This window comes from Niastella populi (assembly GCF_002078015.1).
Taxonomy (GTDB): domain Bacteria; phylum Bacteroidota; class Bacteroidia; order Chitinophagales; family Chitinophagaceae; genus Niastella; species Niastella populi.
This window is the reverse complement of sequence record NZ_LWBP01000004.1, coordinates 1-13,529: the sequence shown is the minus strand read 5'-3', so window position 1 is coordinate 13,529 and position 13,529 is coordinate 1. Positions and strand designations below refer to the sequence as shown.

Annotated in this window: 1 protein-coding gene; it reads left to right on the top strand. The window is 44.8% G+C overall.

Annotation, left to right across the window (positions count from 1 at the left end):
* Positions 1-13,529 (top strand): non-ribosomal peptide synthetase (locus A4R26_RS03740; RefSeq protein WP_133054523.1); only part of this gene is annotated, 13,529 nt, incomplete at both ends.

Below are 13,529 nucleotides of genomic sequence, written 5' to 3'. Positions count from 1 at the left end.
GGCAGGTCTTGGCCTTGCGCTGAAAGAAGTTCTGTCCACGGATAAAGTCGTCGTAAAGATAGAAGGTCATGGCAGAGAGGAGATCATCGATGGGGTAGACATCAGCAGAACAGTAGGATGGTTTACCACGCTTTATCCATTTGTATTGGATGTATCCAATGCTTCCAATCAAACGGCGGGCTTAATAAATGTAAAAGAAGATCTGCGACGCGTGCCGGATAAAGGCATTGGATATGGTATTCTCAATCACTTAAGTGAGGGAGGGCTTGCCTCTACACTTACTCCACAGATCACTTTTAATTACCTGGGCGACTTCGATGCGAATGTATCCAATGATGCCGGTTCATTATTTGCATATTCACCAGGCGGTATCGGATCAAATGTATCAAAAGAAAATGGAATAGATACGATACTGGAGATATCGGGGATGCTGGTAAAAGGAAAGCTGAGTATGTCGATCCGGTATTCAAAGGGGAGGTATAACGCCGCAACGATCAAAAAAATAGCGAAGAGTTATAAGAAGAACCTGCAGTCTTTGATAGAAACATTATCCAGGGCCGGTACTACTTACCTGACTCCTTCGGATCTAAGTTTCAAAGGACTGAGCCAGCAAGAGCTCGCAAAAATAAACTCAGACAATACACTGGAAGATGTATATGAATTATCTCCTCTCCAGGAAGGAATATATTATCACTGGCTGGCGGAAGATTCCGGTACCGTGTTTTTTGAGCAGGTCTCCTGGGCGGTGCGGGCCAAAACACTGGATATAGAGAAGTTAAAAGCGGCTTATGATCTTTTGACAGCGAGACATGCTGTCTTGCGCACCAGTTTCACTAGCGAATATGCCGGCAGATCTTTACAGATAGTAAGAAAAGAAATACCGGGCAATTATACCTGGCAGCAACTTGACAGGCAGGAAGGGTGGGAGGCACAGGTAGCACTGATCAGGCGGCAGGACAGGGAAAGAGGCTTTGATCTGGGCAGCGGTTCCCAGATGCGCCTGCATGTGATTGATCTGGGGGCAGGAGCGTATGAGTTTATCTGGAGTCACCATCATATCCTGATGGACGGTTGGTGCGTGAGTGTGCTCATGAATGACTTTAATGAGCTGTTGAGCGCAGCAATGAAAGGCAGTACAGCAGATCTGCCGCCAGTAACGCCATATTCTGATTATATCAATTGGTTAAAAGCCATCGACAGGGAGCGTTCACTTGGTTACTGGAAAGATTACCTTAAAGGCTACTCGTTACCCGCGGAAATACCATTCAGGGCGGTAACAACAAATACCAACAATGCCAGAGCCCATGAAGATCTGCAGATAGGTGGCGATCTGTTCAGGAAAGTAGATGCCCTGTGCAGTGGCTTAGGCATCACCCATAATACTTTTTTACAAGGCGTATGGGGTTACTTATTGTCACGCTATAACAACACGAATGACGTGGTGTTTGGAGCGGTGGTATCAGGTCGTCCGGCCGACTTACCGGGAGTGGAAGAAATGATCGGGCTGTTCAGCAACACTATTCCGGTAAGGGTGCAATACAATGGAGACGATACAATTGTCGGGTTGTTAAAATCACTGCATGAGCAATCGATCCGGACCGCGTCACATCATTATATGAATCTGTCGGAGGTTCAGTCCCAGAGTGAACTGGGTATGCACCTGATGAATCATATCATGATCTATGAGAACTATGCTGTAAAGGAACTGGAAAATGAAGGGGCGTTAAATAGCCGGGGTGAAGAAGGATTGTTCATAGAGTCAATGGAAGTCATTGGACAAAGCAACTATGATTTCAATATATTAATAGCGCCCACGCCCGTTTCATTGAACATAAGTATCAGGTACAATGCCAGCCGCTATGACAAGGCATCGTTAAAGCACCTGGTAAATCATTTTGATAAATTGATCAGTGAGTTCACGCAAAATGCTGATCAATCTTTAAGGGCAATTGATTATTTATCGGAAGAAGAAAAGCATCAGCTGCTGTTTACATTTAACGATACGGCAGTAGCTTATCAGAGAAATAAAACGATAGCAGACCTATTTGAAGAACAGGTTGCGAAGACGCCTGATAATATAGCTGTAGTATTTGGGGATACTCAACTGACCTACAAAGAGCTTAATGAAAAGTCTGATCAGCTGGCTCATTACCTGAGAGCGAGCTACGACATTCAACCAGATGACATTGTAGGAATACAGTTGGAGAGAAGTGAGTGGGTGGTCGTTTCGATACTGGGTGTATTAAAGGCGGGAGGGGCTTATGTTCCGATCGATCCCGAATACCCCTCTTCCCGAAAGGAGTATATTGTAAAAGACAGCTCTTTAAAACTGCTGATAACGGAGGCCAATTTTATTTACGATATTGATTATTATGATGGAGAAGTTTTTGCCATCGATGTGGAGTTCGATCCGGATAATTATAATTCCGAAGCACTAACGAAATTAGCTGCACCCGGTCATCTTGCCTATGTGATCTATACTTCCGGTTCCACAGGGTATCCTAAAGGAGTAATGGTGGAGCATGCGTCGTTGACAAATTACCTGAACTTTGGTCAATCACATTATGCAAGTGATTCCTCGCCGCTGAATTTTGGATTGTTTACTTCTTTATCCTTTGATCTCACAGTGACAAGTATCTGCCTGCCGCTGATCAGTGGTGGAGAGCTAACTATTTTTAAGAGCACGTCAGATGTTTCCGCAATCCTGAAAGAATATTTTGAGAGCGGAATAAGTTGTATCAAGTTAACGCCAGGTCATATCAGTTTGCTTGGGCAACTTGGGTTAGAAAGCAGCAAGGTGCAGGTAGCGATAGTAGGTGGAGAGAAACTGGAAGAAGATCATGTGCGGATACTGAGAGAACTGAATCCTGCCATAAGGATCTTTAATGAATACGGTCCAACAGAATCGACCGTTGGATGTATAGTAAAGGAGATAGGTTTTGAAAAGGAAGCTATCTTGGTAGGATGCCCGATTGCCAATACACAGGTATATATATTAAATGAAAAGGAAGAGCTTCAACCTGCAGGAGTAGCCGGCGAGATATGCATAGGGGGCGATGGTTTGGCCAGGGGCTATTTGAACAAAGATGAACTGACCAAAGAGAAGTTCATCTCCAATCCGTTCAGGGAAGGAGAACGCGTTTACAAAACAGGTGATCTGGGCAGGTGGCTGCCGGATGGAAATATAGCGTTCATAGGTAGAAAAGACGACCAGGTAAAGATCAGGGGTTACCGGATCGAGCTGGGAGAAATAGAGCATGCGTTATTAAATCACGAAGAGATAAAGCAAGCCGTAGTGCAGGCCAAAGAAAACGGGTCAGGAGAAAAAGAGCTGGTAGCTTATCTCACTTCGCGGGTTGAGCAAAACGCAAGTGATTTAAGGAACTATTTAAAACAGACCTTGCCCGGGTATATGCTTCCGGCCTACTTTATACAGTTGGAAGCAATGCCATTAACAGCTAATGGTAAGATAGATAAGAAATTCCTGCCGGCCCCTGAAGGGCTGGGGCTCTCCAGCGGCGTAGAATATGTAGCTCCAGCAACAGAGATGGAAGCAAAGCTGGTTAAGATCTGGGAAGAAGTGTTGGAAAAAGATAATATCGGGATGAATGATGCCTTTTTCGCGTTGGGAGGCCATAGCTTAAAAGCGGTTCGCCTGAGCAATGAGTATCAAAAAGAGTTTGGGATTAAGCTGTCGATAAAAGAGTTGTTCGCGCATCCCAGCGTAGCCTCGCACGCGGTACTGATAGCTTCTTCACAAAAAGAGCAATTTGTTCAGATAGAAAAGGTGACTCCACAGGCAAGTTACCCGATCTCTGATGGTCAACGTAGACTATGGGTATTGAGCCAGTTTGAAGGCGGTTCGTCAGCATATAACATACCAGGAAGTATTTACCTGGATGAAGACATTGATATTGAAAATTTCAGGCGCGCCATAGATTCCACCATCGATCGTCATGAGGTTTTAAGAACGGTGTTCAGGGAAGATCAACCGGGAGAGATCAGGCAGTGGATACTTGAAAGGAAAGAGATAGGATTTTCCATAGCGTATAAGGACTTTAGAAAAGAGGAGAATGGAAAAGAAAAAGCGGAAGTCTGGATGGCGGCAGATGCTTACCGGGCATTTGATTTAGGCAAAGGTCCTTTGCTCAGAGCAACTATACTACAGGTAGCAGAAGCGCAATACATCTTCTACTTCAATATCCACCATATCATCAGTGATGGCTGGTCAATGGAGGTATTGGCTAAAGATGTATTCAGATACTATGAAGCATACAAGGCAGGCAAAGAACCGGAGTTAGTTGAATTAAGTATCCAGTATAAGGATTATTCTGCATGGCAGTCAGAGCAATTGAATGCTGAGACATTTAAAGCACACAGGGAATATTGGCTGAACAGGCTCTCAGGAGAACTGCCATTGCTGGATCTGCCGGCTGGCAAACAGCGGCCCCGGGTGAAGACCTATAACGGTCATAGCTTAACCGCTTATCTTGACAAGGCGACAACGGTCAAGCTAAAACGGTATACGCAGGAGAATGGGGGTAGTCTGTTTATAGGATTACTCGCTTCATGGAATGTATTAATGTACCGTTATACATCTCAAAAGGATATTGTCATTGGTACTCCGGTAGCGGGCAGGGATCACGCGGACCTGGAAGGCCAGATCGGTTTTTATGTAAACACGCTGGCTCTAAGAAATGAAGTTAATCCGGAAGAAAGCTTTGCCGGTTTCTACAGCAGGCTGAAGGATGATACCCTAAGGAGCTATAGTCACCAGATGTATCCCTTCGACCGGTTGGTAGAAGAGCTGGGTCTTCAAAGGGATACAAGCAGGAGCGCGGTGTTTGATGTAATGCTTACTCTTCAGAACAATGGCGAAAGATCAGAAAGGTTTGAATTATCAGATGAAGAATTAAACCAGATCACGGACAAGGGTTATAGCACATCGAAATTCGATATAGAGATTGCGGCCCGGGAGATCGGTGATTACATGCACCTGAACTTTATATTCAACCCGGATGTCTATGAGAAGGCCATGGTTGAAGGGCTGATAGGGCATTACAGGCAACTGTTACATGTGCTGCTTGAAACTCCGGAAGTGAAGATCTCGCAAATAGAGTTCCTATCAGAGGAAGAGAAACATCAACTGCTGGTCACATTTAATGATACAGCATTGGCTTATCCGAAAGATAAGACGATCGTAGACCTGTTCGAAGAGCAGGTTAAAAAGACGCCAGATCATATTGCGGTAGTATTTGGTGAAAAAGAACTGACTTATCACCAGCTTGATGAAAAATCCAATCAGCTGGCTCATTATTTAAGAGATATCTATGACATCCGGCCCGATGATCTGATAGGTATCAAACAGGAGCGGAGTGAGTGGATGATCATCTCGATTCTGGGCGCGTTAAAATCAGGAGGGGCTTATGTTCCTATTGATCCGCAGTATCCCCGGGAAAGGATAGCGTACATAAAAGAGGATACTAACTGTAAGGTATGCCTGAATGAGGAAGAGCTGGTCAGGTTCAGGAAAAACCAGGAGCGTTATTCCACTGGAAAAACAACTTCGAAAACTAAACCAGATAATCTGATTTATGTGATCTACACCTCGGGTTCTACCGGGAAACCAAAAGGAGTAATGGTGGAGCATAGCGGTGTTGTAAACAGGATGCTGTGGATGAAGCGGCATTTACAAGTAGGAGCGGCAGATGTATTCTTACAGAAAACGCCTGTAACTTTTGACGTTTCGGTTTGGGAGCTATTGCTTCCATTGGTTTGTGGCAGTAAGCTGGTTTTTGCAAAGCCGGAGGGGCATAAAGATCCGGTCTATTTAGATAGGATAATAGAGACTCAAAAAATCAGTATCATCCACTTTGTTCCATCTATGTTGAGTGCAGCGCTGGACACTATAAAGTGGGATAAGCTGGAAGGGTTACGTCACGTAATATGCAGTGGCGAGGCTTTACCGAAAAGAACCGAAGAATCCTTTAAGGAAAAGGCAGCTTTTGCAAGCTTACATAATTACTACGGCCCAACCGAAGCATCGATAGATGTGACCGTTATAGATGTAAGCCTGCATCCAACTGTGGGTAATGAGGTTCCCATAGGCAAACCGGTAGACAACACATGTATCTATATAGTAAATGAAGGAAATAATTTACAACCGGTAGGAGTTTTCGGAGAGATCCTGATCGGTGGAGACCAGGTTGCCCGGGGCTACCTGAACCAGGAAGCGCTCACCCGGGAGAAGTTCATCGCGAGTCCGTTTAAAGCAGGAGAGCGGCTGTACAAGACAGGCGATTTAGGCAGGTGGCTGGCAGATGGGAATATTGAGTTTATCGGCAGAAAAGACGACCAGGTCAAGATCCGGGGGTACAGAATAGAACCCGGAGAAATAGCACGCGCTTTAGAGCAGAAAAAAGAAATAAATCAAGCTGTAGTTATAGCCAGGGAGAATGAGTCGGGAGAAAAAGAGCTGGTAGCGTATATCACCTCCACTATTGAGCAAAACATAAATGATTTAAGGGCTTATTTAAAAGATAGACTTCCATCGTATATGGTTCCGGCCTACTTTGTACAACCGGAAGTGATGCCGTTAACAGCGAATGGCAAAATAGACAAGAGGTCCTTGCCTGACCCTGAAGGTTGGGGGCTCTCCGGCGGTGTAGAATATGTAGCCCCGGGAAATGAGCTGGAAGCGAAGCTGGTAAGGATCTGGGAAGCAATCCTGGAAAGGGAAAACATTGGGGTGAATGATGACTTTTTCGCATTGGGCGGCCATAGCTTAAAAGCAATTCGCCTGAGTAATGAGTATCAGAAGGAGTTATCGGTTAAGCTGACTTTAAAAGAGCTGTTTGCCCATACCAGCGTAGCCTCGCACGCGGTACTGATAGCATCTTCAAAAAAAGAGGAGTTTGTTCAGATAGGAAAAGTAACTCCACAGGCAAGTTATTCCGTCTCCGATGGGCAAAGAAGGGTATGGGTATTGAGCCAGTTTGAAGGAGGTTCGGCAGCTCATAACATGCCTGGAAGTATTTACCTGAAACACGGCATCGGGATCGAAAACTTTAAGCGTGCCATAGATGCCACCATTGATCGTCATGAGATACTAAGAACGGTTTTCAGGGAAGATGAGTCAGGAGCGTTGAGACAATGGATACTTGAAAGGAAGGAGCTGGGATTTTCAATCGGGTACAAGGATTTTAGAAAAGAAGCTGACAGGAAAGAAAAAGCGGAAGCCTGGATTGCGGCAGATGCTTACCGGGCATTTGATTTATCGAAAGGTCCCTTGCTGCGGGCAGCCTTACTACAGGTAGCGGAAGAGGAATACGTCTTCTATTTCAATATGCATCATATCATCAGCGATGGCTGGTCAGTGGAAGTATTGTCTAAAGATGTATTCAGTTACTATGAAGCTTACAGGACAGGCAAAGCGTCAGCTTTAAAGGAATTAAGAATCCAGTACAAGGACTATTCCGCATGGCAGCTGCAGCAGTTGAACGGGGAGTCATTTAAAGTACATAGAGCATATTGGCTGAACAAGCTCTCAGGGGAGTTACCACTACTGGATCTGCCGACGAGCAAACAGCGGCCAAAAATCAAGACCTATAACGGCCAGGCCTTAGCTACTTATTTCGATAAAGCAACAACAGCTAAGCTGAAGGAATATATCCGGGAGAAAGGGGGCAGTCTGTTCATGGGCTTACTGGCCAGTTGGAAAGTGTTGATGTACCGCTACACTTCCCAGAGGGATATAATAATAGGAACACCGGTAGCGGGCAGAGATCATGCCGATCTGGAAGATCAGATGGGATTCTATGTAAACATGATGGCTTTAAGAAGCGGGGTTAATCCGGAAGAAAGCTTTGACAGTTTTTACCAGGCTGTAAAAGAGGATACCTTAAAGAGCTTTAGCCACCAGATGTATCCTTTCGATCGGTTGGTGGAAGAACTGGACCTTCAGCGGGATACAGGCAGAAGTGCAGTGTTTGATGTCATGCTCATCCTCCAAAACAATAAGGAAAGGATCGAAGTGGCTGAGTTAAATTCACAATCATCAGATCAGATCACAGATCAGGGAATACGTGCTTCAAAATATGATATAGAAATCACTTTTCAGGAAGAGGAAGACTACTTATCTCTTCAGATAACCTTCAATACGGATGTCTATGAGAAGACAATGGTTGAAGGACTGATAGGTCATTACAGGCAATTGTTACAGGTGTTGCTGCAAACCCCAAAGGAGAAGATCTCACAAATAGATTACCTCACTCAGCGGGAGAAGCACGAAGTGTTGGTCACATTTAATGATACAGCAGCAGCTTATCCGAAAGACAAGACAATCGTTGATTTATTCGAAGAGCAGGCTGCAAAGACGCCTGAGAATATAGCCGTAGTATTTGAGGATACGCACTTGAGTTATCGGGAGCTTCATGAGCGGTCTAATCAGCTGGCTCATTACCTGAGAGATAATTATGATATCCAGCCAGATGAATTGATAGGCATTAGGCAAGAGCGCAGTGAGTGGATGATGGTGTCGATACTCGGCGTATTAAAATCGGGAGGTGCTTATGTTCCGATCGATCCGGACTATCCTCAGGAAAGAATAGACTACATTGAAAAGGATACCAACTGTAAAGTATGCCTGGATGAAATTGAACTAAGCAGGTTCAAAGAAAGCCAGGAGCGATATTCCATTGAAAGGCCAGGCTCGAAAACTAAATCAGATAATCTGATTTATGTGATCTACACCTCAGGTTCAACAGGGAATCCTAAAGGGGTAATGGTTGAGCATAGCGGTGTTGTAAACAGGATGCTGTGGATGAAGCGGGATTTACAAGTAGGAGCGGCAGATGTATTCTTACAAAAAACGCCTGTAACTTTTGATGTTTCGGTTTGGGAGCTGTTGCTTCCATTGATTTGTGGCAGTAAGCTGGTTTTTGCAAAGCCGGAGGGTCATAAAGACCCGGTCTATTTAGATACGGTGTTAGCGTCTCAAAAGATCAGTATCCTCCACTTCGTTCCCTCCATGTTAAGCGTAGCGTTGGGTACCATAAAGTGGCATAGACTGGAAGGTTTACGTCATGTAATATGCAGTGGAGAAACTTTACCGAAAAGAATAGAAACATCGTTTAGAGAAAAGGCGCCTTTTTCGAGCTTGCATAATTACTATGGCCCAACGGAAGCGTCGATAGATGTGACCGCTATAAATTTAAGCCGGCATCCAACAGCGGGCCATGAAGTTTTGATAGGTAAAGCGGTTGATAATACAAGTATTTATATAGTAAACGAAAAGAATGTCCTTCAACCCGAAGGCGTTTTAGGAGAGATCTTAATTGGGGGAGATCAGGTTGCCAGAGGTTATTTAAATCAGGAAGCGCTAACCAAAGAGAAATTCATAACAAATCCGTTTAAAGAAGGTGAACGGCTGTACAAAACAGGAGATTTAGGCAGGTGGCTGTCTGATGGCAACATCGAATTCATTGGTAGAAAAGATGACCAGGTAAAGATCCGGGGTTACCGGATAGAGCTTGGCGAGATAGAGCATGTGTTATTAAAGCATGAAGCCATAAACCAGGCCGTAGTTATTGCCAGAGAGAACCAGGCAGGCGAGAAGGAGCTGGTAGGTTATATCACTTCTAATGTTGAGCAAAATACAAACGATTTAAGAGCTTATTTAAAAGAGTTGTTGCCCGCGTATATGCTTCCGGCCTGCTTTGTACAATTGGAAGCAATGCCATTGACGGCTAATGGCAAGGTAAACAAGAAGTCCCTGCCAGATCCTGAAGGATTGGGGCTCATGGGCGGAGCAGAATATACGGCTCCGCGAAATGAATTAGAAATAAGGCTGGTAAGGATTTGGGAAGAAGTGCTGGAAAAAGAAAATATTGGGGTGAATGATGATTTTTTCGCATTGGGAGGCCATAGCTTAAAAGCTGTTCGCCTGGGCAATGAGTATCAAAAAGTGTTCGCGGTTAAACTGACTTTAAAAGAGCTGTTTGCCCATACCAATGTAGCCTCGCACGCGGTACTGTTAGCATCTTCAAAAAGAGAAGCGTTTATTCAGATAGAAAAGGTAATTCCCCAGGCAGGTTATGCTATCTCCGATGGCCAAAGAAGGTTGTGGGTATTGAGCCAGTTTGAAGGCGGTTCGGCAGCTTATAATTTACCTGGAAGCATTTACCTGAACCAGGATATCGACATTGAAAACTTCAGGCGTGCCATAGATTCCACCATCGATCGTCATGAGATTTTAAGAACCGTGTTCAGGGAAGACGAACCGGGAGAGATCAGGCAATGGATATTGGAAAGAAAAGACCTGGGTTTTGCAGTTGACTGGCAGGATTATAGAAAGGAAGTTGACAAGAAAGAAAAAGCGGAAGCCTGGATCGCGGCAGATGCCAACCGGGCATTTGATTTATCGAAAGGGCCGCTGTTGCGGGCAGCCTTACTCCAAATAGAAGAAGCGCAGTATATCTTCTACTTCAACATGCACCATATCATTAGTGATGGGTGGTCAATGGAGGTGTTGTCTAAAGATGTATTCAAATACTATGAAGCGTACAAGACAGACAAAGAGCCACAGTTAACGGAATTGAGGATACAGTACAAGGACTATTCCGCGTGGCAGTTGGCGCAGTTGAACGGAGATGCATTTAAGGCGCATAGGCAATATTGGCTACACAAGTTCTCAGGAGAGCTGCCATTGCTGGACCTGCCGGGTACTAAACAGCGTCCACAGGTGAAAACCTATAACGGGCAGTGCCTGGCTGCTTATGTTGATAAAGCGACAACCGCTAAACTGAAGGGATATATCCGGGAGAATGGCGGCAGTCTGTTCATGGGCTTACTGGCCTCATGGAATGTGCTGATGTACCGCTACACTTCTGAAAAAGATATCATCATAGGTACCGCGGTAGCCGGCAGAGATCATGCTGATCTGGAAGACCAGATCGGGTTCTATGTAAACATGATGGCTTCAAGAAACGAGGTTAATCCGCAGGAAAGCTTTGCTGGTTTCTACCGCAGGATAAAAACGGATACGGTAAATAACTACAGTCACCAGATGTATCCTTTCGACCGTTTGGTGGAAGAACTGGACCTTCGGCGGGATACAGGCAGAAGCGCGGTGTTTGATATTGCCTTCAGCCTTCAGAATAATGGAGAAAAAATCGCAGGAGTTGAGTTATCAGAAGGGGAATTAAACCAGACATATGATCGGGGTTACTGCACATCGAAATTTGATATAGAGGTCATCGTTCAGGAAGTAGGCGATTACCTGTCGCTGGAGTTTTTATTCAACCAGGATGTATATGAAAAGGCAATGATTGAAGGGTTGATAAAGCACTACAAACAACTGTTAAACTCTCTGCTTGAAACTCCTGAAGAGAAGATCGAACAAATAAATTTCTTATCGGAAGAGGAGAAACATCAACTGCTGGTCACCTTCAATGATACGGAGGTGGCGTATCCAAAAGATAAAACAATCGTTGATTTATTTGAAGAGCAAGCGGCAAAGACGCCCGATAATATAGCGCTGGTCTTTGGAGATACCCGGCTTACCTATCGTGAGCTCAATGAGAAGTCTAATCAGCTGGCTCATTACCTGAGAGAACAGGGCGTGCGGGAAGAAACACTGGTGCCCATTTGTATGGAACGGGGCGTGGAGATGCTGACAGGTATCCTGGGTATCCTCAAAGCAGGCGGCGCTTATGTGCCCATTGATCCGGCTTATCCCCAGGAACGCATCAGTTATATACTTGCTGACACAGCCGCGCAGCTCGTGGTGAATACACTTGAAACTCAAACAGCTTTACCCGAGGATTATAAAGGACTGCTGGTAGTGGTTGACAGGGATTGGCCGGAAATCGGTCAACAACCTGCAACGCCTCCTGCTACTGAGCTTAGTTCAACCAACCTGGCCTATATCATTTACACTTCCGGCTCCACCGGCAAACCAAAGGGTGTTTTGATCCAACACTACAATGTGGTGCGGCTGTTCTTCAACGACGCTCCCTTGTATGATTTTAATGAAAGGGATACCTGGACTTTGTTCCATTCATTCAGCTTTGACTTTTCAGTATGGGAAATGTATGGAGCTCTGTTCTACGGAGGGCGGCTGGTGATCATACCCAAAATGATTGCCCGGGATGTCAACGCCTTTGCCGGGTTATTGATGGAGCAACAAGTGACGGTGCTCAACCAGACACCTTCGGCGTTTTATACCCTGCAGGAATGTATGGCAGGCAAAGTAGTTCAACTACCATTACGCTATGTCATCTTTGGTGGAGAAGCCCTGAATCCGGCCAAGATCAAACCCTGGAAAGAACAGTTTCCGGACTGCCGGCTGGTGAATATGTATGGCATCACCGAAACAACTGTACACGTCACCTACCAGGAGATTGGCATCGAACACCTGGATAACAGCAGCAGTGTAATTGGTAAAGCTATTCCGACACTGAGGATTTTTATTTTAGACAATGCGCAGCAGTTAGCGCCTCAAGGGGTAGCAGGAGAGATCTGCATCGGAGGAGCCGGTTTGGCACGGGGCTATCTCAATCAACCGGAATTGACGGCAGAGAAATTTATTGACCATCCATTTGTAGAAGGAGAGCGTCTCTATCGCAGCGGCGACTTAGGACGCTGGCTGCCCGATGGTAATATCGAGTATTTAGGAAGGAAAGATGACCAGGTAAAGATCAGGGGGCACCGCATAGAGCTGGGTGAAATAGAGCGTGTGTTAACCAATCATCCTGGTGTTGAAAATTTCACGGTGCTCACTAAAGAGAACGAGCACGGTGAGAAAAGCCTGATTGCATACGTAGTTCCAGGTAAGAATAAAGCTTATACCGTTAATCAAATTCTAAATGCCAATAAACAGGATACGGAATTTGACGTGGCATTATATGAGATGAACAATGGTGTGAGTATGTATTCCTGTAATAAGGCCGAGGTTGAAATGCTTTACACCGAAATTTTCGAACTGAAAACGTACTATTCACATGGAGTTGTAATACCAAAAGATGCCTGCATAATTGATGTAGGAGCGAATGTCGGTGCGTTTTCAATATTTTCATTGCTCACCTTTGAAAATCCCAGAATTTACTCTTTTGAACCACTTGCTCCCATCTATCGCTTGTTGGAGAAAAACATCGGCTTGTACAAGGGAAATGTAGCCATTTTCAATGTGGGAATTTCGGATAAGGAAGAGGAAGCGATTTTTGATTATTATCCTTATGCCACTGTATTGTCAGGAAGACATTCTGAAAATTATGGTGTTGAGGATTCGGTTAAGAAGTTCATTGACAATACGCAAAACGAGGATGTAAAATCACTTACTGAAGAGCAAATGGATGAATTGCTCAGGGATCGCTTAGCCAGTAAAAAATATACCTGCCGGTTAAAGACGCTTTCGCAGGTGATCAGGGAGAACGCGATTGACCATATTGATCTTTTGAAAATTGATGCTGAAAACGCGGAAATGGATATTATTAAGGGTATTGCTGAGGAAGATTGGGCGAAAATAGATC